The 22702-nt window shown below is 54.4% G+C and carries 23 protein-coding genes and 1 pseudogene; 5 read left to right on the top strand and 19 right to left on the bottom strand.

The window, feature by feature from the left end; translation table 11 throughout:
* The gene (locus CBE74_RS17915; RefSeq protein WP_087453866.1) at positions 1–768 is read left to right on the top strand and encodes an amino acid ABC transporter ATP-binding protein; all 768 of its coding nucleotides are present in this window, start codon (positions 1–3) and stop codon (positions 766–768) included.
* Between the two features lie 110 nt (positions 769–878).
* Here the strand turns inward: CBE74_RS17915 and CBE74_RS17910 are convergent, their stop codons facing one another.
* The 9 genes from CBE74_RS17910 to CBE74_RS17870 all read right to left on the bottom strand — a co-directional run bounded on the left by CBE74_RS17910 (position 879) and on the right by CBE74_RS17870 (position 9522).
* Positions 879–1652, bottom strand: coding sequence for a PhzF family phenazine biosynthesis protein (locus CBE74_RS17910; RefSeq protein WP_225871140.1), 774 nt, complete (start codon positions 1650–1652; stop codon positions 879–881).
* Positions 1653–1676: 24 nt separating this feature from the next.
* A complete protein-coding gene (locus CBE74_RS17905) occupies positions 1677–2420 on the bottom strand; it encodes a sulfite exporter TauE/SafE family protein (RefSeq protein WP_087453865.1) in 744 nt (247 codons plus the stop codon).
* Positions 2421–2519: 99 nt separating this feature from the next.
* Entirely contained in the window at positions 2520–3008 is a 489-nt protein-coding gene (coaD, locus tag CBE74_RS17900; protein WP_087453864.1) for a pantetheine-phosphate adenylyltransferase, read from the bottom strand.
* Between the two features lie 46 nt (positions 3009–3054).
* Positions 3055–3633, bottom strand: a complete 579-nt coding sequence (gene rsmD / locus CBE74_RS17895) for a 16S rRNA (guanine(966)-N(2))-methyltransferase RsmD (protein ID WP_087453863.1) — start codon at positions 3631–3633, stop codon at positions 3055–3057.
* On the bottom strand, positions 3634–3846 hold the full coding sequence (locus CBE74_RS17890) for an acyl-CoA carboxylase biotin carboxyl carrier protein subunit (protein ID WP_087454875.1): 213 nt from the start codon (positions 3844–3846) through the stop codon (positions 3634–3636). It lies immediately after the preceding gene.
* Between the two features lie 78 nt (positions 3847–3924).
* Positions 3925–6039, bottom strand: a complete 2115-nt coding sequence (locus tag CBE74_RS17885) for an ATP-dependent DNA helicase RecG (protein WP_087453862.1) — start codon at positions 6037–6039, stop codon at positions 3925–3927.
* Positions 6040–6042: 3 nt separating this feature from the next.
* Positions 6043–7758, bottom strand: a complete 1716-nt coding sequence (locus tag CBE74_RS17880) for a DAK2 domain-containing protein (protein WP_087454874.1) — start codon at positions 7756–7758, stop codon at positions 6043–6045.
* An 11-nt stretch (positions 7759–7769) separates the two neighbouring features.
* On the bottom strand, positions 7770–8489 hold the full coding sequence (locus CBE74_RS17875) for a uracil-DNA glycosylase (protein WP_087453861.1): 720 nt from the start codon (positions 8487–8489) through the stop codon (positions 7770–7772).
* 52 nt (positions 8490–8541) lie between these two features.
* Positions 8542–9522: a thiamine-phosphate kinase gene (locus CBE74_RS17870; RefSeq protein WP_087453860.1), complete on the bottom strand. Its 981-nt coding sequence runs from the start codon at positions 9520–9522 to the stop codon at positions 8542–8544.
* A gap of 116 nt (positions 9523–9638) precedes the next feature.
* Between CBE74_RS17870 and CBE74_RS17865 the strand changes: the two genes are divergently transcribed.
* Positions 9639–10607 (top strand): DUF3515 domain-containing protein, encoded by a 969-nt coding sequence (locus tag CBE74_RS17865; RefSeq protein ID WP_087453859.1) that lies wholly within the window; start codon positions 9639–9641, stop codon positions 10605–10607.
* Between the two features lie 76 nt (positions 10608–10683).
* Here the strand turns inward: CBE74_RS17865 and CBE74_RS17860 are convergent, their stop codons facing one another.
* Both CBE74_RS17860 and CBE74_RS17855 read right to left on the bottom strand, forming a co-directional pair.
* Positions 10684–11766, bottom strand: coding sequence for a D-alanine--D-alanine ligase family protein (locus tag CBE74_RS17860; protein ID WP_087454873.1), 1083 nt, complete (start codon positions 11764–11766; stop codon positions 10684–10686).
* A 23-nt stretch (positions 11767–11789) separates the two neighbouring features.
* A complete protein-coding gene (locus CBE74_RS17855) occupies positions 11790–12785 on the bottom strand; it encodes an NAD(P)H-dependent glycerol-3-phosphate dehydrogenase (protein ID WP_171483258.1) in 996 nt (331 codons plus the stop codon).
* 370 nt (positions 12786–13155) lie between these two features.
* Between CBE74_RS17855 and CBE74_RS17850 the strand changes: the two genes are divergently transcribed.
* Positions 13156–14157 carry an NUDIX hydrolase gene (locus CBE74_RS17850; protein ID WP_087453857.1) on the top strand — a complete coding sequence of 334 codons (1002 nt, stop codon included), beginning with the start codon at positions 13156–13158 and terminating at the stop codon, positions 14155–14157.
* An 8-nt stretch (positions 14158–14165) separates the two neighbouring features.
* Here CBE74_RS17850 and leuD read toward each other — a convergent pair whose 3' ends face one another.
* Both leuD and leuC read right to left on the bottom strand, forming a co-directional pair.
* Positions 14166–14756 carry a 3-isopropylmalate dehydratase small subunit gene (gene leuD / locus CBE74_RS17845; RefSeq protein WP_087453856.1) on the bottom strand — a complete coding sequence of 197 codons (591 nt, stop codon included), beginning with the start codon at positions 14754–14756 and terminating at the stop codon, positions 14166–14168.
* A 6-nt stretch (positions 14757–14762) separates the two neighbouring features.
* A complete protein-coding gene (gene leuC / locus CBE74_RS17840; RefSeq protein ID WP_087453855.1) occupies positions 14763–16211 on the bottom strand; it encodes a 3-isopropylmalate dehydratase large subunit in 1449 nt (482 codons plus the stop codon).
* Between the two features lie 77 nt (positions 16212–16288).
* On the opposite strand from leuC, the gene CBE74_RS17835 reads away from it, so the two are divergent.
* Positions 16289–17014, top strand: coding sequence for an IclR family transcriptional regulator (locus CBE74_RS17835; RefSeq protein WP_087453854.1), 726 nt, complete (start codon positions 16289–16291; stop codon positions 17012–17014).
* On the opposite strand, the gene CBE74_RS17830 is transcribed toward CBE74_RS17835, so the two are convergent.
* Positions 17009–17584: an HD domain-containing protein gene (locus tag CBE74_RS17830; RefSeq protein ID WP_087453853.1), complete on the bottom strand. Its 576-nt coding sequence runs from the start codon at positions 17582–17584 to the stop codon at positions 17009–17011. The genes CBE74_RS17835 and CBE74_RS17830 overlap by 6 nt on opposite strands.
* A 95-nt stretch (positions 17585–17679) precedes the next feature.
* Here CBE74_RS17830 and bioB point away from each other — a divergent pair, with 95 nt between their 5' ends.
* Entirely contained in the window at positions 17680–18687 is a 1008-nt protein-coding gene (bioB, locus tag CBE74_RS17825; protein WP_087453852.1) for a biotin synthase BioB, read from the top strand.
* Positions 18688–18882: 195 nt separating this feature from the next.
* Here the strand turns inward: bioB and CBE74_RS17820 are convergent, their stop codons facing one another.
* The 5 genes and pseudogenes from CBE74_RS17820 to CBE74_RS17800 all read right to left on the bottom strand — a co-directional run bounded on the left by CBE74_RS17820 (position 18883) and on the right by CBE74_RS17800 (position 22702).
* A complete protein-coding gene (locus CBE74_RS17820) occupies positions 18883–20373 on the bottom strand; it encodes an ABC transporter substrate-binding protein (RefSeq protein ID WP_225870130.1) in 1491 nt (496 codons plus the stop codon).
* 145 nt (positions 20374–20518) lie between these two features.
* Positions 20519–20965, bottom strand: coding sequence for an ATP-binding cassette domain-containing protein (locus CBE74_RS17815; RefSeq protein WP_259493885.1), 447 nt, complete (start codon positions 20963–20965; stop codon positions 20519–20521).
* Between the two features lie 130 nt (positions 20966–21095).
* Positions 21096–21248, bottom strand: a pseudogene (locus CBE74_RS17810) (ATP-binding cassette domain-containing protein); the annotation flags it as partial.
* Entirely contained in the window at positions 21245–21895 is a 651-nt protein-coding gene (locus CBE74_RS17805; RefSeq protein WP_087453850.1) for an ABC transporter ATP-binding protein, read from the bottom strand. The pseudogene CBE74_RS17810 and the gene CBE74_RS17805, both read right to left, overlap by 4 nt.
* Before the next feature lie 45 nt (positions 21896–21940).
* Positions 21941–22702, bottom strand: coding sequence for an ABC transporter permease (locus tag CBE74_RS17800; RefSeq protein WP_225870129.1), 762 nt, complete (start codon positions 22700–22702; stop codon positions 21941–21943).

The raw sequence follows: 22702 nt of genomic DNA, 5'->3' as shown, positions 1-22702 counted from the left end.
ATGACTGACAATCTCATGATTAGTGCGCAGCAGTTGTGCAAGAACTTCGGACAGATTGAGGTCCTCAAGGGCATCGATCTTGAAGTTCCTCAGGGATCTGTGACCTGTCTCATTGGCCCCTCGGGGTCGGGTAAATCCACGCTTTTGCGATGCGTTAACCACCTGGAAAAGATCAACGCTGGTCGTTTGTATGTGGATGGTGAGCTGATCGGTTATAAAGAGCGCGACGGAATCCTCTACGAGATTTCCGAGAAAGAAGCCGCACGTCAACGCGCCGACATCGGCATGGTGTTCCAAGGCTTCAATTTGTTCCCGCACAGAACCGCAATCGAAAACATCATAGAGGCTCCTATTCACGTCAAAGGTGTGCCGGAGCCCGAGGCTCGCGCCAAAGCCATGGAGCTACTCGCGCAAGTCGGTTTGCAGCATAAGGCAGACGCTTACCCAGCTCAGCTTTCTGGCGGCCAGCAGCAGCGCGTAGCCATCGCGCGTGCGGTAGCCATGGAACCCAAACTTATGCTTTTCGACGAGCCCACCTCCGCCCTCGACCCAGAGTTGGTAGGAGAAGTTCTGAGAGTGATGCGCGATCTTGCAGAAGGTGGCATGACCATGTTGGTGGTCACGCATGAGATGGGCTTTGCCCGTGAAGTCGCAGATACCGTCGCCTTCATGGATGGTGGTGTGATCGTTGAAATCGATGATGCTCGTCAGGTTATTGATAATCCTCAGCACGAACGCACCAAGACGTTCCTCTCCAGCTTGCTCTAAAACTCTTTAACTTTATGCCCGAGGCTCTGAGAACACAGCGCCTCGGGCATTGTTGTAGCTACATGTTCACGGTTCCGCTGATAGCAAGCGCGCATTGTCCTCCTACCCTCCTACCCACAGGGCGTCGGCACGCTGCGAGACAAAGATTTTCCGACCCGCCCTAGTACGGCCCCCTGACGCGCTGAGTAGGAGGAAGGGACTATCTCCTCACCGATAAGCCATTGAGCTAACCCCGCATTCAGGCTCCCTGTAACCGGGTCCTCCCCTATGTTTGGGTTGAAGGCGCGTACTTCCATGGCATCACCGTCGCTGGGGTCCAGGAGGCTGACCACTCCAAGCTTGAGCCCGCCCATCAGCGCATAGTGTGGATTAATACCTCGTATGTCGACTCCGGGACTAAGCAGAACGCCGATCCATCCTGTTCCATTGTCAATTCGCTGAATTTTTACGATGTCATCAAGGACTACACCCAAGGCCTGCGGAATGCGTTGGATCTGTTCCGGAGAAAGCGGCGACGTATCCAACAGGGCAGGCGCTTGAAAAGACAACACGTCTTTATTGATCTGTATCGGGACTAAGCCCACGGAGCATTCCTGGACAATGTGTGCTCCCTGCATCACTCCGCCTGCGGCAAGCCACGCGGCCGCAGAACCCAAGGTGGGGTGTCCGGCAAAGGGAAATTCCTTGGTGGGGCTAAAAATTCTGACTCTATAGTCTGCGTTGGGAGTTGTTAGCTCAAGGAGAAAAGTAGTTTCCGATAAATTTGTCCATGCCGCAAAGCGCTGCATCTGGCGTTGCGACAATTGGTCGGCATCGTGGACTACAGCCACAGGGTTACCGCTTAAAGGTCCGGTGGAGAAAACATCAACGTAGGAAACACGCATGAGTCAAATATATGTGTCTTAAGGTCAGAAGAGCCCTACCAAGACTCGGAGCAGAACCATAACGCCTCCTAGCGTTGCCACGCTCAGAGAAATCTTTCTTGCCGTAGAACGAGGAATCTTTTGGGAGGCTCTCGCACCAATAAAAATTCCAGCGATCATGCCGAGTATCCCAAAGATCCATACCCAGGGAGTCACCGATGCCACCGTTCCCGCCCCTGACGCTACTTTTACTGTCAACGAAACCAGGCCTGAGACTATGAAGATTGGTTGCAGCGTCGCCGCAAAAGGTACTTGCGGCCACCTAGCCACCTGCGCGTAAACAGTAATAGCCGGCCCTGCGATGCCAGCAAGGGTATTCATAAAACCAGCGATGATACCTGCGATAACAGCGGGCGCTCTTCCTTGAGCGTGGGGAATACGCTGAACCCCAAAGGTCACTATGGCAAGTGCACTGAGGAGCAGAGTTCCCACCACAACCTGCAACGTTGGCCCCGATACAACCGTAATGAGCCATGCGCCAGGAATCGCACCAAGCACGAGTACCGGAGCAATGAGCCAAAACTTTTTCCAATCGACGCTCTTGCGCACGATCACAGTGGTCATAGTTGCGTTGATAGCGGCTAGGAGGTTAACCACCAGTATTCCTTCTATCGGCCCCATCACGATGTTCAGAATCGAACCAGCAACTAGCCCCAGCCCCATGCCTGATACTCGCTGTAATAACGATCCGATAGCTACGATCGCAAAAACCAACAGCGCGAGACCCATACCGCTCCTAGCATCCAAAAGATTTGAGTGTGACTCAAATTACCAGAACCACACACAAATGTTGACGCGTCCCCCACTTTTAGGAGGCCGTTTACACCGCTAGCCGAGTTTTTGTTTCATTGCCGCAGAAACTGCAGCCGGGAGCATGTCATCAACATTTCCGCCGTATTTAACAACCTCTTTACACAAAGTCGAGGAGATATAACCATAAGCCGGATCAGTCATCAGGAATGCCGTATCAATCCCGGACAGCTTCCTATTCATCTGTGCCATCGGAAGCTCATACTCATAGTCAAGGGCCGTGCGTAGTCCTTTCACCAGAACGCTCACATTATGGGTGTTTGTGTAATCGACTAAAAGTCCGCCCCAATGATCCACAGAGACATTGTCCAGTCCCCCGACCTCTAGTACTGCCGCCCGAATCAGATCTTTGCGTTCTTCAACGTTGAACATGCCGGAGGGCTTATTCGGATTCGCGGTAACTAAGACAGTCACGTGGTCATACATTTCGGCAGCACGGCCAATAATGTCAATATGACCTTTTGTTACTGGGTCAAAAGAACCGGGGCAAACAGCGTGTATGGCCATCAAGCATCCTTATTAGTAAACGTAGCGTGCACAGTGCTGTAGTAAGTCAGTCTGAAACAAGTTCTTGGTGAAATACGGCCATGTCCATGCGCGCGATTCCAAAAGTCCGCTTTTTTAGCTTCTGCGTGGTGGGAACAAAGCATGCAGGCCATGCTGTCTCCGGCGACTCACGATGGCGCTCTACGACGACCGCTGCGCCGTCGACAAGCGTAGGAATCAGGGCCACAAGCATCTCCTCAATGTCTGAATCAGGTAGATCATAAGGAGGGTCGGCGAGCACCATGTCAAAGTATTCTTTGGGGGCGCTCGCCACATACGTGGAGGCCTTCATTTCCGCAACCGTAACGTTAGGATGTCCAACAACCTGTATATTGTGGCGAATAATCTGCACGGCCTTGGAGTTGTTTTCTACCAGTACTACTTCATCCGCACCCCGGCTTGCAGCCTCAAGACCTAGCGCCCCGGATCCGGCAAAAAGATCCAGCACCTTCGCGCCGACAAAGCCAAAGCGCACCTGAAGAGAAGAAAAAAGTCCTTCGCGAGCGCGATCCGATGTAGGCCGTGTTCCTTGCTCAGGCACCTTAATTGTGCGGCCTCGGGCTTCGCCAGAAATAATTCGAGTCATCTATGCTTCCTCCACGGTCAGTAGCACGTCCCCGCCCATGACATCGTCAAAGTTGTCTTTAGCCAAAGTTGCTACGATCCCTGGCCCCGGCGCGATGATGGGGGCCTCAAGCTTGATAGCTTCAACTGATGCGAGCTCTTGACCGGTATCGACGGTATCGCCGAGTCCTACTTTGTAGTGGACTATGCCGGCGAATGGGGCACAGATTTTCATGCTTTTAACCATAGCGTACGGTTTGTGAGCCTTTTGAGCTTAGGTGGGTGGGACGGCTCTGGTAGTGCGGTGATCTGTTTATGTTTTATCCAGATAGTCTTGCGAGCGGTCGTCGATGTCGCTCACCATGGATCGGGCTGCTTCTGGGTTGTGTTGGACTATGGCGGCGGCGTCGTGGTTGGCGCGTTGGATCAGTTCTTTGTCTTTGATAAAGCTGATGCGTTTGTGGGAGGCTCCTGATTGTTGTGCGCCTAGGATGTCTCCTTCTTGCCGGTATTCGAGGTCTATTTCTGCGAGGGTAAAGCCGTCTGTGGTGGCGGAAACTTTGTGGATGCGTTCGCGTGCAGGGGTATCGGGTTCTGCGGTGGTGTGGAGGAAGCAGATTGATTCTTTGCCGCCTCGTCCGACGCGTCCGCGTAATTGGTGGAGTTGGGAGACTCCGAAGTTTTCGGCTTCTCGGATAAGCATGACGGTGGCGTTGGGTACGTCTATGCCGACTTCTATGACGGTCGTGGCTACGAGGATGTCAATCGTTCCTGCGGCAAAGGCTGCCATTATGGTTTCTTTGTCTTCGGGGTGCATGCTTCCGTGGAGCATTTCTACTCGTAGGTCGTTGAAGATTCCGTGTTGTAGGGCTGTGGTGGTTTCTTCTACTCCGCCATGGTTTTTCACCCGAGGGCATACCACGTAGATTTGTTGGCCTCGTTCTACTTCTTCTCTAATGCGTTTCCACATGCGCTCGCCCCAGGTGGGGTTGTCGGAGCTGACGACAAAGGTCTTGATTGGTCTGCGTCCGCCGGGGAGTTGGCGGAGTGTGGAGACGCTGAGGTCGCCAAATGCGGTCATGGCGATTGTCCTTGGGATGGGCGTGGCCGTCATGACGAGGAGGTGTGGTGTGAGTTCTGTGTTTCCTTTGGCTCTTAAGTAGTCGCGCTGTTCCACTCCAAATCTGTGTTGTTCGTCGACGACGCAAAGACCGAGGTCGTAGAAGTTGACAGTGTCTTGGATAAGGGCGTGGGTTCCGATGATGATGTCGGCATCGCCGGACATGATGTCTAGGAGTGCTTTTTTGCGTTCAGCTGTGGGTAGTGATCCAGTGAGTAGTACGACGGTGAGTTGGATGTCTGCGGCGGCGAGCGTGGCTCGGATGCTGTGTGCGTGTTGGGTTGCAAGGACTTCGGTCGGGGCGAGAAGGGCGCATTGTTTGTGGGCATCGACGGCCTGGAGCATCGCGATGAGCGAGACGATGGTCTTTCCGGATCCGACTTCCCCTTGCAGCAGGCGCGACATGGGCGTGTTCTTCCCTAGGTCTTCTGCGATTTCTTGCGCTACCTGTTGTTGGCCTTCTGTGAGTGTAAAAGGCATGGCTTTGAGTAGCTTGGCGCGAAGGCCGGTGTGGGAGGCGGGCATGGGGAAGGCTTGACGACGTTTCATGTCCGCGCGTCGCAGCGCCATCACTAAAGCGATGCTGAGTGCTTCGTCGTATTTCAGTCTGTTGAGGTAGGGTTCGGCTCCCTCGCAGTCTGTCTCATGCACACCCCGTAGTGCTTGGTCGAGCGTAGGCATGTCATCTGGCGTGAAGTCTCCTAGCGGGTCCACGATAGGAGGAGTTTTACCTAATACCTCGTGTATTGCTCCTAGTATCCGCCACGTGGGCATTGCTTTTTTGGCTGGATATACCGGTATGTATGTGAGCGAGTTGATGATGTGGGTGACGTCGTCAAACTCTCCTGTAGTGGATAGTGCTTGTAGGCCGCCTGAACCGCGGGTTTTTGCGCCGGGATCGGGGAAGAGAAAAAAGTCTGGGTGCTGTAGCTGTGCTTTATCGCGGAAAAATTTGAGTTTACCAGTGAACATGCCGCGTGCGCCTGTGGTGAGGACTTTGGAGATCCAGTTAGCGCGGAAAAACGTTGCGCTGATGGTGGCTGTGCCGTCGGAGATTCCGATGGTGTAGATGAGGTTTCCGTTGCGGTCTCTTCGCTCGGTGGCCGAGACGATTTCCCCTATACACGTGATGATGTCGCCTTCTTGGGCATGGCCTGCGCTTAGTCCTGACCCGTGGGCGGCATAGGCTCTGGGTAGGTGCATGAGGAGGTCTTCAGCGCAGCGATATCCAAAGTGTTTGGCAAAGGCCTTGGCTTCTTTTTCAGGCAAGAGTTGCGTGAGTGGTCGCGTGTCGTGCCAGCCCAGCATGGGTTACTCCACTCCGATTTCCACGAGGCTGTCTACGTGGTCAGCTAGGTAGATGGTGAGGTCAAGTTCCGAGTTGGGAGGCATCATTGCGGCTACCTCGGATTGGTTAAGCCCAAGTGATTCTAACGCTATGATCGTGACGCGTTCTCCGCCGCCGTCTAGCATTTTGCGCACGGCTTGTTGGGTGCACGCGTAGATGTCTTCGTCTACTGCAATCGTCTCAGAACCGATTGTGGCAACGTAGTCACCTTTGGCGCAGGCGCCGGCAGCGGTGAGGGCAGCTTTTGAGGTGGGGCGGATCTTGGCCGTACGCATGCCAGTGATGGCTTCAGTCATGGCATAGGTATCTACAGCGAGTGCTTGGCTGGAATCGTGCATTGATAGTGCTGCTAGCCCACGGACGAGGCTACCTGTGGGCAGGATGGTGATTGATTGTTTAAACGACCGCGTCGAGCGTTCCACCGACGCCATCTCTCCCCTGGTGAGCATGCCGTTGGGGAGCAAAATCACTTCGGTCGCTCCGCTTTCATGCGAACGAGAAATGAGCTCGTTGACTATCGCCACCCCGTCTGTCAGCGGGGTGGGTTCCTGGCCAAGGTCGGTCGAGCCGACGATGGCAAACTGTTTGCCTTTTCGGACTACCACAAGTGCACCAGCTGCGTTGTAGAGCTCGGCCAGTGTTCCTTCCGGGGCAAGTGCTAGCACTATTCGGGTTGGGTGGTCGGTGCCGCCGAGGGACGGTAGTACCTCAATCCGAAGGTCGCTGACCTTTCCCATGGCATATGCCTGTTCGATGACTCGTCCTGCATCAAATGTGTGGATATGAATTGTTCCAGCTTTTTCGCCAATGCCCGCGATCACGAGGCTGTCTCCTAATGCGAGGAGCTCGCCTCGTAGTGCATCTAGGTCAACGTCCTCGATGTAGAACATTACTTCTAGGAAAGCCTCATGCCCGTGCTGGGAGAAGCTGTGGGAGTGTGGTCTATGCGAAAGTTCCGCTGAGTGATGAGAACCGTGGCCTGCGGTTTCTCCTTGAGAGCGTTGCCCTTGATGAGCCGCATTCATTGGATCTGTAAGCACGGCATCGACAAGAGCATCCAGGAGGATTACGAGTCCTTGGCCTCCGGCGTCGACAACACCTGCTTCTCTTAACACTGCGAGCTGTGAGGGGGTGTTGTGCAAGGCTACTCGCGCTGCGTCCGCAGCCACTGTGACGACCTCATAGAGATTGTCGGTGTCGCAGGTTCGAGCAGAAAATGCGGCAGCGCGCAGCACAGTGATCACGGTGCCTTCAACGGGGTCAGTAATCGCTGCAGCCACAAAATCGAGTGCGTTGAGAAGTGATTTTTGGATACAGGAAGCATCAATGACACCCGAGTTTGCTGCCTGCGCGATGCCGCGTAGTACTTGGCTTAAGACAACACCCGAGTTTCCCCGTGCCCCACGTACAGCACCGGAGGCCAACGCTGTGGCAACGTCGGAAGCGCTCAGTTCTCGGGGCTCATCGTGCGGGGTTTCTCCCCCGGTGCTGGCGATCAACTGGTGGACCGCCTCTACTGCAGCGTGCATGGTATGCGCCATATTTGAGCCGGTATCTGCGTCTGGTACCGGAAACACATTCAGGCTGTTGATCTCCGCCCGGCGCGCGACGAGCTCATCTGTTGCGCATTCCGCCCAGTGTAGGAGGCTGCGTCCGCTAAGAAACGTGATGTCGGGCATGGTAGAAAAGTTTACAATCGCCAATCGATGCCGGAGACTCCGAGGTCTTGAAGCAAGCTGTTTGTCCTGCTAAAGGGGCGAGAACCAAAGAATCCTCTCGATGCGGATAGCGGTGATGGGTGTGGGGACATAATGCAAGGTGTGTTCCCTAGGAATGCTTTGGTTGCTTGTGCGTCTCGTCCCCATAGGATAGCGACTAAGGGGGTGTTGCGTGCAGCGAGGGCTCTGATGGCTACCTCAGTGACTTCTTCCCAGCCGCGTCCGCGGTGGGAGCCGGCTTTACCTGGTTGGACGCTAAGTACCCGGTTAAAGAGTGCGACTCCTTGACGCGACCAAGGGGTCAGATCGCCGTCGTGGGGTGCGGGGATACCTAGGTCTTGCGATAGTTCTTTGAAGATATTGCTAAGGCTCCTAGGCAGTGGGCGCACGCCTGGTTGGGTGGAAAAGGACAATCCCATCGCATGACCTGGGGTGGGATAGGGGTCTTGTCCGACGATGAGAACTTTGACCTCATCAAAGGGATAGCTAAACGCGCGCAGTACGTCTGCGCCTGCGGGTAAGTATCCCCTACCTGCTTTTATTTCTTCCCGGAGAAAGTCTCCCATCGTGTGGATCTGTTCTTCTACAGGGGTCAACGGCTCTAGCCACGATGGGTGGACTGGTAGGGGTTGGTGCTGTTTTTGGGATGCAGAATTGTGCGGGGCACCATTGTTCGATGCAGTATCGGTCATTCGTGTTCCTCGTATCTATGTGCTGTGCTCTACTGCGGTTGTTCAGTGATAGTTAAAAGCTGACCCAGCCGTCGTCATAAGCGGGTGATTTCCCGCCGACGAGTACTTGTCCATGGTCGTGGCCTACGTGGAAGAGTCGTTTTCCTACGGTTCCGATGGCCCGGAATCCTGTGGGAGGTGCGCCGGCAGTGGTACCCATGAGTGTGTGGTCTTCGCCCCCTCCAAGGACCCATTGCCAGGGGTCGGCGTCGAGAAGCTCTGCGGCTTCCAGCATCAATGGTGTTGGAGCGATGGCTTCTGGGTCTAGATCCATGGATACGCCGGATTTTTTGGCCATGGTTCTTAAGTCGACGATGAGGCCATCCGAGTTATCGGTTAGGGAGCTTACTCCTGCTGAGCGTGCTACAAAGCCGCGGCCTTCTGGAACGATGGTCGCGCAGTGTGCGGTTACCAGTGGTAGAAATTTTTCTGGGATGTCCGTGCGTCCAAAGCGTTGAAGGAGCGCGTATCCAGCAGCGGATTCGCCGATTCCTCCCGAGGCGATGATTGTGTGTCCTGGTCGTGCGCGGTCGAGGGAAAGCTCTGGGAGTGAACCGCCTAGTTGCCCCACGGCGGTTACTGCGATCACGATAGCTTCGCCGTCTGTGATGTCTCCGCCGACGAGTTCTGCGGAATAGTCTTTTACTCGGGAGGAAATGCCCCTGGCGAGCTCAGAAACAAAATTAAGTCTGGTGTAGGCCGGCGCTGAGATCGCTAGGAGGGCTGCCACGGGGCGCGCTCCCATTGCCTCGATATCAGCAAAGTTTTGGGTGATTGCTTTGCAGCCTATCTCTGCGGGGGTGGACCAGTCGAGGCGGAAGTGTCGGTCTTGGACCAGCATGTCTGTGGTGACCACTGCACGGGAATTCGCGGAAGCATGTCCGAGTACTGCGGCATCGTCGCCGTTTCGGGAGCTGGGTGCATGCGCGATGATCACCTTGATCGCGGCGCGCTCTCCTACCTCGGCAAGCGTCGGATTCAGATGTTCTTTCACTAGTGTTCTCCTCCGTCGCGTATTTTATGACCTTATTTTTACAGTGTGCAGCAGTACACGATGCAATCGGCGGTGCGACCCGATCTTGTTCATCGCAGAAACTATGATTATTCTTTATGCAGAATGAAGCTTCTTTCAAACGAGGGCCCATCGCACTCGCGTTGGCATTAGCCATTGTATTGGTCGTGGGGGTGCTTGGAGGAGCGAAGCTGGTTTACGATCGGGTAGCCCACCGTCCGGTAGCAATGACTTCTGCAAATTCCCCTGAGGCTGAAAGTCCCGAGTGCACATCTCTTATTGGTGCGCTTCCGCATAAGGTTCTCGGGCACAAGCGTGCTGAGCTTGCCGATCCTGCACCTGCTGGTGCGGCAGCTTGGCAGTCAGACTCCACGCATCGAGTGACTTTGCGATGCGGAGTTAATCTTCCGTTGCAGTACACGCAGCTTTCGGAACTTTCGCTTATCGACGAAACATCGTGGCTAGAAGTCAGGGATACCACGCCTGGATCGACGTTTCGCACGTGGTATGCGGTAGACCGTTTTCCGGTAGTAGCCCTGACGGCTGATGATGCGGGGCTTGGAAAAGCGGCATCGCCCATCCCAGAGCTGTCCACGGCAGTTGCTTCTTTACGCAAGGAAACGGCACAGCCCAACCCGCTTCCTCTTCAATCGTTGCAGCAAGATGCGGATCCTCGCACAAACGCTCACTCGGGTCGTTGTACCGAGTTGATGTCAGATCTGCCGGAACATTTTGGGGATTCCCCGCAGTATTCTCGTCGTGATGTGCAAGGACTTCCAGCTGGCTCAGCAGCGTGGAGTGCATCAGGATACGAGCCTGTTATGGTGCGCTGTGGTGTTGCTTTCCCATCGGCCTATGAGGCTGGGGCGCGCATCCAACAGATAGATTCCGTTGCATGGTTTGAGGATACGACCTTAGGTAATGGAACCACAGCGTCAACCTGGTATGCACTCGGTCGTGACGTGATTGTGGCAGTTAGCGTGCCGCAGAACTCTGGCAATGCAGCACTCGTGAAGTTGACCAAAGCCATAGAAAAACACACGGCGGAGCCCTCTGTCACACGCTAGGCAGTCCCAAAGCAAAGAGGTAGGCACCAAATCCTGTGGTGCCTACCTCTTTGCTTAAGGGTTAGTGCTTTGGTTTTTATTGAGCCAGCGCCTGATCGATCAGGTGAGAGAGCAGCTCTGCGTACCCTATCCCGGTGGCTTCAAACACCTGCGGATACATGGAAATCGGGGTAAAGCCCGGCATCGTGTTCACCTCATTGAGGACTGGCCCCTGGGCGGTGATAAAAAAGTCCACGCGAGAAAGGCCTCGGCAGTTAAGTGCTTGGAAGGCTTCTAGCGACAGCGATTGGATGAGCTTGGTTGTTGCCTCATCAAAGGGCACTGGGATGGTGGCTGTGACTACGTTGTCTAGGTATTTGGTATCAAAACCATAGAAGCCTTCTTCGCCTTCATCAACGTCTTCTAGCTGTGCGGGCACTGAAGCGATCAGGGAGCCGTCGGCACGCTCAAGCACGCCGCACTCTACTTCTACGCCTTTAATCTCCGCTTCCACGATCACTTTGGTGTCATGCTCTCGGGCTAGTGCGAGGGCAGCATCGAAGTCGTCCCACTCGGCTACGCGGGAAATCCCGATGGATGATCCGCCTCGTGCGGGCTTCACAAAAACAGGGAGACCGAGCATGTGTTTATCGGCATCTGTGAGGGTTTCGTCCCCACGAAGGATCACTTCTTTGCCCACGGGCAGACCTTCCGCAGCAAGAAGTTTCTTGGTGTACTCCTTGTCCATGCCGCAGGCAGAACTCAATACTCCGGTGCCCACATAAGGAATACCAGAAAGCTCGAACATTCCTTGAATGGTTCCATCCTCACCGAATCGCCCATGCAGAGCCGGGAAAATCACATCGGCATGTGCGTACAGCGTTCCGTCCTCATACCGGAACTCACCGGCAGAACGAGGGTTCACGGAAAGCTTTACTTCACGAACAAACTCCACCTCTGGCATAACGCGGTCCACAGTCCGCAGCTTTGTGGCGTCGGTCTCCCCCACGGTCCACACGCCATCACGGGTGATTCCTACGGGAAAGACCTCGTATTTTTCTGGATCGAGGTGAGACATAATCGCCCCGGCAGAAACGCAGGAAACGGAATGTTCTGAGCTTTGGCCGCCATAAACTACGGCAACCCTGACACGGGGATTTTCGGAAGGATTCTGAGTCACAACCACAAACTTTACCTTGTGTACTACTCGGATTTCTTTGTACGCCCCATCAACGCCGCAACCATGTCATGAACACTTGCGCCCATATGGCACACACCGTAGACAGCCCGAGTAATAGGCATATCTACTTCATGGATTTCTGCTAGACGGGAGATAGACATTGAAGAGATAACGCCTTCTGCCACCTGCCCGTTGGTGGCGGCTTTTGCGTCCTCTAACGTCTTTCCTTCTCCTAGTCGCGCACCAAAAGTACGGTTACGCGACAGAGGTGAGGAACACGTAGCCACCAGGTCACCTAATCCGGCAAGTCCGGCGAACGTACGCGGATCAGCGCCCATTGCGGTACCCAATCGGGTAATCTCCGCCAAGCCGCGAGTGATCACGGTGGCCACTGTGTTTTCGCCGAGTCCTCTGCCAGCGGCCATGCCGCACGCTAATGCAATAACGTTTTTGCAGGCTCCACCGATTTCACAACCAATAACGTCTGTATTGGTATACGGGCGGAAGTACGAGGCGGAGAGCGCAGCTTGAACTTTTTGTGCGTTCGCCTCGTCGGTACACGCGATTACTGTTGCGGCTGGTTGTTCCTCAGCGATCTCGCGGGCTAGGTTTGGCCCGGAGAGAACGGCAATCTGAGTATCCGGAGTCCCAGCGACTTCAGCGATTACTTGGCTCATCCGCTCGAAAGTATCTTTTTCTATGCCTTTAGCCAGGCTCACAAGGATCGCGGTCTGTGGAATCGCAGCGGCCCACTCGGACAAATTATCTCTTAAGGTTTGGCTAGGCACTCCCAGCACCACAATGTCAGAATCTTCAAGCGCCTGCGCAGGGTTATCCGTGGCACGCAAGGCTTCCGGAAGGACTATGTCAGAAAGGTATCGGTTGTTGGTGTGCTGCTGGTTGATCTCAGCTGCGACCTCAGAGCGTCGTGCCCATAGGCGAACATCACACCCGGCATCTGCAAAGACCTTAGCCAGGGTTGTTCCCCACGATCCGGCTCCCATTACCGCAACTTTCACCGCATACTCCTCTGGTTGCACTATTGGACACTTCAGAGCTTCCGCCACGATGCGTGCGCTCTGTTTTACTTCACTCACGTCAATGTACATGGATATAGCAACTTTGTTGGCGTTAGGCTCTCTGTTGCGCCTCGTCCCTGCCACATGCGCCGAGCAATAACAGGACTCATGAGCAACAGTTATTCCCTATGTCTGCGTAGCCGCGGTGTAGTGTTTGTGCTCATGAGCAGCCCACGCTAACACCATCCGACGAGCTATGCACACCCACCCGAAGATGTTGGTCAAGTAACTAGGCTAGATATTATCCCCACTCCCGCCACCACCGTCATCATTCGCCACAGACCGCCACAGACTAAAGAAAGCTACAGCGATGCATAAAACCAGTCACACCGAAGCGACTAAGGACCTGCAATCTTCACTTGCTATCACGGGAAGATTCCAAAGCATCGTGGCTGAACCTGCGCAGGAATATAAACGCTCTACGCTTGCGGCAGGAGCGGTCTTGTGGCGTGGCGACCATACAGATCCTGATTCCATCCAATACGCAGTGATTCACCGACCGCATTATGATGACTGGTCGCTGGCCAAGGGCAAAGTCGATCCAGGTGAATCTTTGCCTGTTACGGCCGCTCGCGAGATTGTCGAAGAAACTGGATTCCGCGTGAGGCTAGGAAAGCTTCTAGGCAAGGTCACGTACCCCGTCGGCGACCGCACCAAAGTGGTCTACTACTGGACTGCCGAAGTTCTAGACGGAACCTTTACCCCTAATAACGAGGTGGACGAGATCCGCTGGCTCGATTTTCACCAGGCCCGCGAGCTTCTCAGCTACGACGTGGACAAAAACATCATGGATAAAGCCCGCAAGCGCTTTGAGGTTCCAGCGACTACCCGCATCCTGTATGTCCGGCATGCACGAGCTTTTCGACGCAGCAACTGGGCAGGCAACGATAATCTGCGCCCCTTGGACAAAAAGGGACGCAGACAGGCGCAATTGCTCGCCCCTTTGTTGGAGGCGTTTCGCCCCACCGCCATTTATTCTGCCCTACCAGACAGGTGCCAGCAGACCGCTGTCCCGTTAGCTAAGACCCTAGACCTTGAGGTTTCCGTAGACGCAAAGCTTGGCGACGAAGGCTGGCTATCCGCCATGACCGATTCCCAAGCAGCGTTTTCTCGGATTATCGATCAAGGCGGTGTGTCCGTGGTCGTCGCACAAGGCATGGTCATCCCTGACATGATCGCCTGGCTATCGGCCTCTGGCAGACTCCCCTTGGAAGAAATACCGGCAAAGAAAGCCAGTGTCTGGGTTCTATCCTTTACCAACAGCGAGCTAACGGGAGCCGATTATTTTGCCAGCCCGCTTCCGGCAAAATAGCGCAGCTCCTACTGGGTGACGGGCTTAAACGATGGTCGGGACTGCTCGTAGCGAGCGATCTCTGACTCCTGCCTAAGCGTAAGCCCAATGTCATCGAGGCCTTCGAGCAAACGCCACCGCGTGTAGTCGTCTACATCGAAGGTGTAAATGGAACCATCGCATTCCACAGTTCGGGTTTCTAGGTTCACTGTCACCTCTAGACCCGGCTGTTGCTCTAGCTGCTTCCACAGAAGCTCAATATCGGACTGCTCCATTTTTGCAGCTAAGAGCCCAGATTTCCCTGCGTTCCCCCGGAAAATATCCGCGAATCGAGAAGACAGCACCACCCGGAATCCATAGTCCATCAGTGCCCATACCGCATGTTCGCGGGAGGAGCCTGTGCCAAAGTCTGGCCCAGCGACGAGCACTGAGCCCCTGGAATAGGAAGGCTGGTTGAGCACAAAGTTGGGATCATTGGTGCGCCAATTGTTAAAGAGGCCGTCGTCAAAGCCCGTGCGTGTGACCCGTTTTAAGTAGACTGCCGGGATAATCTGGTCGGTGTCCACATTCGAGCGGGTCAGTGGGATTCCAATGCCCGTATGGGTTGTGAATTTATCCATAATTGTTCACTCCTCGTCCAAGTCCGCTGGGCTAGCCAATGTCCCTTTAATAGCTGTTGCTGCTGCGACTGCTGGTGATACTAGATGCGTTCTTCCCTTAGGACCTTGGCGGCCCTCGAAGTTCCGGTTAGAAGTAGAGGCAGAGCGTTCGCCAGGCGCCAGTTGATCCGGGTTCATGCCTAGGCACATGGAGCACCCTGCTGAGCGCCACTCAGCACCGGCAGCGATAAAGATCTTGTCTAGTCCTTCTGCTTCTGCCTGTTGCTTAATCATGGTTGAGGAAGGAACCACGAGCATCCGTACCGAATCCGCGATGGTGCGACCAGCAAGAATTTCTGCGGCTGTGCGCAGGTCTTCCATACGCGCATTGGTGCAGGAACCAAGAAATACTGTGTCGATCGCAATATCTCTTAACGGTGTCCCTGGGGTCAGCCCCATATAATCCAGCGCTTTGTGCGCGGCGGCTTTCTCGCTATCGCCAGCAAAGTCTTCAGGCGACGGGACGTTTTCACTGAGCGGAAGCCCCTGACCTGGGTTTGTTCCCCAGGTGATAAAGGGGGTGATTGCCGAGCCGTCGATGTCCACCACGGTGTCAAAAACAGCACCCTCGTCTGTAGGCAACGTCTTCCAATACTCCACCGCCTGATCCCAGTCCTGTCCTTGTGGGGCAAGCTCTCGACCTTTGATGTAGTCAAAAGTGATCTGGTCGGGTGCGATCATGCCTGCGCGCGCGCCGGCCTCAATGGACATATTGCACATTGTCATGCGTGCTTCCATGGACAGTTTCTCGATGGCCTCACCGCGATATTCAATAACGTGGCCTTGTCCCCCGCCCGTCCCAATCTTGGCGATGATCGCCAAGATGAGGTCCTTGGCAGAAACCCCAGGCTGCAATTCCCCAGAGACGTTGATCGCCATGGTTTTAAAGGGTTTGAGGGAAAGCGTTTGGGTGGCCATCACGTGCTCCACCTCTGAAGTGCCAATGCCAAAGGCCATAGCACCAAAAGCGCCGTGAGTGGAGGTGTGGGAATCGCCGCAGACAATAGTCATTCCGGGTTGAGTCGCCCCCAGCTGAGGCCCCACCTGGTGGACGATGCCCTGCTGCGCGTCCCCCATGGCATGAAGACGAACACCGAATTCCGCACAATTCTTACGCAGTGTTTCCACCTGTGTGCGAGAAACCAGGTCATTGATTTCTAGCAATGACCCTGCCGCAATGCCTTCCGTGGGAACGTTGTGGTCCTCGGTGGCAAGGTGCAGCTCAGGATGCCGCATTGTGCGCCCAGCCATGCGTAGGCCGTCAAAAGCTTGGGGTGAGGTGACCTCGTGTAGGAGTTGCAGGTCAATGAAGATAAGATCAGGTTGGTCGCCCTCGCCGCGCGAGATGACATGGTCACGCCACACTTTTTCTGCAAGGGTTAACTTCTCTTCTTTCGATACCACGGGGCTGGTCATGGATCGAATCACCTCTTTACATAATCAATTCCATACTCAAGGATGAATCCCATGAAATGGAATGCTAGTATCGTGTCATGGGAAAGATTAACATAGATCCAGCCGCCACAAGCGGCATTAAGGTTCTCGACCGCGCAGTAACCATAATGCTGACCGTTGCGGAGCGCCCCCTCTCTCTAACAGAGCTATGCGAGGCCACCGATCTACCCCGAGCCACCGCTCACCGTTTAGCCACAGCACTGGAAACGCACAATATCCTCACGCGCACTTCCGACGGAAAATGGACAATCGGCGCCGTGCTCACTTCCCTTGGGGCAGGAAGCTCCACCAAGCTTATCGACGTCGCCGCCCCCATCATGGCGCACCTCATGAACGTCACAGGCGAATCGGTACAGCTCTACCAACTCGCTGGAGCAACCCGCGTGTGCATTGCTGCGCAAGAACCCGCTATCGGACTCCAAAACACCGTCCCGGTAGGAACACGACTCCCCCTGACCGCGGGTTCCGCAGCGAAAGTCTTCCTCGCTTATTCCTCCCCCACACTACGCGAGGCCATGCTAGACGCGGGAGCGCAATTTACCGCAGAAGACCTCGAAGAAGCCCGCAGCAACGGCTGGGCCGAGTCGATTAGCGAACGCGAAGTTGGCCTGGCCAGCATCTCCGCCCCAGTCTTTGATAGCGAAGGCCTGTTTATCGCGGCGCTATCCATTTCCGGCCCCACCGAGCGACTACGCCCCGCACCATCAACGCTCTGGGCGCGCGACCTTGTTCTCGCGGCCCAACGACTATCAGAATCTCTATAAAGCTCCGAGCTTTTCCACCATAATCCCCATCTGCCGCAGCACAGGATTATCTTCCCCTAAGCGATCAGCAAGCACACCATACACACTTGCATACCACCATTGCTGACGTTCTTTCCCTGCATTAAAGCGCTCCCACAGCACATCCCCTAACGCATCATAATCGTGCAGTATGGAGGCAAGGTTATGAGACTTATCCGCAGCACATACGCATAGAGCCGCCTCGGAAGCGGAGCGAAGATGCTGCAGGTAGGCGTCGCTACGCTCCTGCCAGGAAGACAGCGACTCATCCTTGGTCACCTCCCCCACAATTTCCAAGACTCGTGGGCCAAAAGTCTCCTCGATCTGTCCTTCCGAGAACTCGTCCGGCGCATCTTCGAGGACGTCGTGAAGCAAGCAAGCTATAAGGATGTCCTCATCGTCCGTCATGGCGCTGGCGATATTCATCACCGCGAAAACATGAGAAACGTACGGAATAGCAGTTCCTTTGCGGTACTGATTCCTGTGGGCCATCGCCGCGACGTTTATCGCATTGATGAGGCGCGGGGAAAGGGCTAATTGTGCGTGTGTCATGCTTCCATCCTAACGGTAGCAAGGGCACCCAAAGCGCTATATGCCACAATCAATTTGCCCTACCAAGCGCAGCCAACAGTGGTTAAATCACATTCATGACCACCACATTGAACGATGTTCAAAACTTAAAAGAACGCGTACTCGCAGGTGAAATCATCGACCGCGACACCACCCTCGCGCTTCTCGACGCACCCCTCGATGAGCTCGCCCAAGCCGCCGATGACATCCGCCAACACTTCTGCGGCAACGGCTTTGACATGTGTTCCATCATCAACGCCAAAAGCGGACGATGCCCAGAAAATTGCACCTTCTGCGCCCAAAGCATCCGCTTTCCCAACATTGAAATAGACAAATACCCGCTCATCACCGTCGACGAGCTGCTTGCACAGGCCAAAGAAAACAAAGAAAAGGGAGTACTCCGCTTCTCCATCGTCACATCAGGTCGGAAATTACGACGCGATGAAGTAGAGCATATCTGCGAAGGCGTGCGTCGAATCCGCACAGAAATAGGCATCGAAGTCTGCATTTCCGCAGGACTTCTCACCGAAGAACAATTCACCTTGCTGCATAACGCAGGTGTAAGCCGCGTTCACTGCAACCTAGAAACATCACGCAACAACTTCCCCAACATCTGCACATCCCACACCTTTGAAGACAAAATAGAGACGCTAGAAGCCGCCAAGCGCGCCGGGATGAGTCTCTGCTCCGGCGGCATTCTAGGCTTAGGCGAGACCTTTGAAGACCGCATCGATATGGTCATCTCTGCCCGAGAACTCGGCGTAAAATCCATACCCGTCAACGTCCTGGTAGCCATCGAAGGAACCCCGCTCCAAGGGATGGTTCCCGTGACACCAGAAGAAGTACGCCGCGCAGTAGCAATCTTCCGGTTCCTCTGCCCTGACGCCGCAATCCGGCTCGCCGGCGGACGCGAATTACTTGGCGATCACGGCGAAGCCTGCTTTACCTCCGGCGCCAACTCAGCCATCAGCGGAGACATGCTCACCACCACCACTGGCTCTACCATTGCCAGCGACTTGGCGCTGGTCAAGAAGCTGGGGTTTGATGTGGCGCTGGATCATGACAATCGTACTGTGAACGGATAGCGCCCTCACTTTGTCGTTTTTGAGAACGCTAGCAGCTACAAGCGCTGAAAAACCCAGGAGGCAAATTCTAGCGTTCTCAAAAACGACAATTTCTTCCTACCGGCCCCTCAATATCACGCGGTTTGAGCAAGAAAGCCGATGCTCTTGTTAAGGAGCACCGGCTTTCTCTGATTCTTAGGCCTATCAGGGGTGTGATTACTTCTCTAAGAACGAGGAAACGTTGATAATGCCTTCACCTTTTTGGAAGACAAAGCCATCATAAATAGTGGTATTATGCACGGTAATCAGTTGTCCGTAAGCATAAGGCCGCGCAATGATGGTCTCTGCGTATATCTTCTCTAGTTCCTTGACCAGGCTTTCCTTTTCTTCTTTTGACCCGGACTTCACGTAAGCATCAGCACGTTGGTCAAACGTGGGATTCTTATACTTGCCAAGGTTAAAGTCTCCCAGCGTTGGGTCTGATGCACCCATCTGGACGATCGTCGATGCTCTCAATTGCGTTGGCCCCGACCACCCAAAGATCGTCATTTGGTAGTTAGGCTCTTGGGAGACGTCAAAGCCAGGCCATACATGCTCGTCAAGGGTGTCTGAGTCCATGGATTTTACGCGGACATCGAGACCAATTTTTGCCAGTTGCTGCGCAATGGTTTGTGCTGCGGCGAGCCGCAAGGCAGATTCTGAAGAAAGAAGCTCGATGTTAAAGGGCTTGCCGTCTTTGTTTGTGCGGAAATCGCCCTCACGCTTATATCCAAGTTTGTCGAGCATTTTTTCTGCCTTGGCGGTATCAAACTCATATTTGAGCGACGTATCTGCCCACGGCGAATGTGGTGAGTAAAAGCCCGCGGTGGGATGGTCGGCATGCCCCAGATAGACCCGCTCGATGAGCGCGTCCTCGTCTATGGCAAGGCTGATGGTCTGGCGGAATTCCACGTCTTTAAAAGGCCCCACGCTTGTATTCATGTAGATCATGTCATTTCCAAACCCTGGCCCGCTGGTTACTTTGAGGCTTTTCTCTTTCTCAAAAGTTTCGGCGAGCTCTGGCGCTAGGGCGGAGAATGCTGTCAAATATTCTCCCGATTTTAGACCCTGGTGGATGGCGGCGGAATCGGTGATGATCGGCATATTCAGCGTGCCGATTGCGGGTTTCCCTAGGAAGAATTCGTCATTAGCGGTAAGCACGTACTTCTGCCCTGGGACGTATTCGGTCAGTGAGTAGATGCCAGTGCCCACATGTTCGGTGACTTCATTAGCCTTTTTGTCTTCAAAGACATGCTTGGCAATGATCGGCATATCCGTCAGTACTTCCTCAACAAAGTAAGGATTTGAGTCGGCCAGGGTGAAGGTCACGTGGTTTCCGTCGACATCCATGGAGGAAATCCGGTTCGCAATGTTCTTCCAGCGAGCTCTGTCGCTGCCTTTGGCGTAGTTGAAGGTGAATGCTACGGCTACGTCTTCAGGCGTTAGTTTCTTCCCGTCATGCCAGCGCACTTTATCGCGGACCTCGATGGTGTACTTGGTGTAGTCACCATTGACTTCATATGACTTTGCTAGGTGCGGCTGAACTTGTGCATCCTTATCCACGCTAAAGAGCGCGTCATACACTAGACGCAGGGCGGTAAGCCCGGGGTTTCCCGTGACATAGCTGTAGGGATTAAGCGAGTTTTCATCTCGGTGAATAGGGATCACCGCGCTTGCGACCTTATGCCCCGACGCTGTGTTGGTCGAGGGTGAAGCCCCTTGAGTAGTACAAAGCGGCGAAGCTCAAAGCCATCACTGCCGCACATAGAAGGGAGAAGACTCTCCGCATAAATTTTCCTTTCAAAAATGCCCACTACCTGGACATATTGAGGTGACGCACATAGGCGGCAAGATCATTCGCCGCACAATCCATCTCCCGAACGTACGGTAGTTGACTAGTTGTTAAATCGTTGTTGTCCGTGATGTGTTCGATCATCTTCCCCTGACGCATCACAACGGTTGAATCTGCTATCCCTTGTGCAAAGGCAAGGTCATGCGTGACCACCACAACCGCAGCGTCGTGCTTCATCTCCGCAATTATTTCGCCGATTCTTTGGGTGTTTATGGGGTCCACCATCGATGTTGGCTCGTCCATCACGATGAGATCTGGTTGCATAAGAACGGCGCGTGCGATGTTGATCCGTTGTAGTTGTCCTCCTGATAACTCGTGGGGCCGACGCTGCGCTAAAGCTGAAAAATCCAGGCCTAGGCGAGAAAAAACCGAGTCGATACGGCGAGCGTCGATGCGTTTTTTTCGCAAGCTTGAACGGTTCCGCCATGCTCTGCTCTATGGTGAGCAGAGGGCTTAAAGACGTATAAGAGTCCTGCAGAACAAGCGCAGCCTGTTGTGCAGGAAAGACGCGCCCTGCGGTGGGCTTTATCAGGCCCAACAAGACGTTGATCAGAGTTGTTTTGCCACTTCCGCTTTCACCCACGATGCACGCAACATGGCCCGTGGGGAAATCGAGAGACACGTCCGAAACACCGATCGTCTTTCCATAGCGCTTGGTAATCCGCTCAATACGGATGGGACAGGTACTCATTGGCCCTCCTCAAGGGAGACAACAGAATCCACCAAAGCACTCATAATCCGCGGATCGTGAGAAACGAGGATCGCTGATAATCCCAGATGTTTTCTCAGCCTGTCCAGGGGAGCCACGATATGTGCTTCCACCAGCACGTCGAGACCTGTCGTTGCCTCATCAAGCACGACCATCCGGGGGTTGCAGGCCAGGGCGAGTGCGATGCAGACGCGTTGCCGCATCCCTCCTGAAAGTTCGTGAGGAAACTGTTCCGCAACGTTTGGGGCAAGCTCGACGACGTCGAGAAGCTCGCAAATACGTCGGTGCGAAAAATCTACGTTGTTTGCTTTGCAGGTTTCTTCAATGGTGGTTCCGATGCGAAACGACGGATTCAACGATGACATTGAAGACTGAGGAACAAGCGAAATATCACGCCACCACCGATGCGCTCCCATCGGCGTGCCAGAAAACAGGATTGTCCCCTCGACGCTCGTTCCGGCTGGGAGATTGCCAAAAATTGAGCGAATGATCGTTGCTTTTCCGCTTCCGGAGCTTCCCATAAGGCCCACGAACTCGCCTTCTCTTACCTTGAGGTCAAAGTCTTTGACCACCGGTTTTACCGCTCCCGGATACGTGACTGAGAGGCTACTGACATCAAGCAATAGCATAAGACAACCTCGCATCTGAGCGTTCTTCAATCTTGTAGGCCAACATCATGAGTGAAAACTCACCGCGATGATGCACATGACCGCAGGGAGTGCCCAATAAACCCAGGTACCAGTGGCGAAAGCGTGTCGGGCTTGGGCGTGGTGCAGGATTGTTCCCCACGATGTGGTGGTGAGGGCACCGATTCCCAGAAAAGCGAGCGTGGATTCTGTCAAAATAGTCGACTTAAACCTCAAGACATAGCGATAGACGAGCATGGGTGCGAGTTCTTGTAGAACGTGAACTCGCAAAATATAGAGGTCAGATGCCCCCATCGCGCGGATTGTTCGGATGTATCCGCGTCGTTTAATGTCAACGACTTCACCGCGCACAAGACGGAGAAGATAAGGCCAGCTCATGACTGTGAGGGCAAAGACCATCGACCAAAAACCTCCCTGCATGATCGCGGCAAGGAGCAGTATCGCCGGAAGCGCAGGGACAGCCATGAAGAACTCAGCTACTCGCATGATCGCAAAATCAGTAGCGCCTCCGCGAAGACCCGCAATCGCCCCTCCTACAAAAGCGGTCGTGAGCGTGATCAAACTAGCCACAGTCGCAATGGCTAGTGAGTGCCGGGTTCCCATAATCAACTCCGACAGGATGTCTTCTCCCAGGTGGTTCAAGCCGAGCCAGTGCTTGGCACTCGGTGCGCTAAAAGGGCGGCCTTGCTGCGCGGAGGGGTCATAAGGCGCAAGGGCTGGCGCGAAGATCGCAACGATTACAAGAATCGCAATAATAACGAGGGGCCACCAAGATCTGAGAAATTTCAT

Source organism: Corynebacterium silvaticum (genome assembly GCF_002162115.2).
GTDB classification, from domain to species: Bacteria; Actinomycetota; Actinomycetes; order Mycobacteriales; family Mycobacteriaceae; genus Corynebacterium; species Corynebacterium silvaticum.
This window is presented reverse-complemented; position numbering and strand designations above follow the sequence as displayed.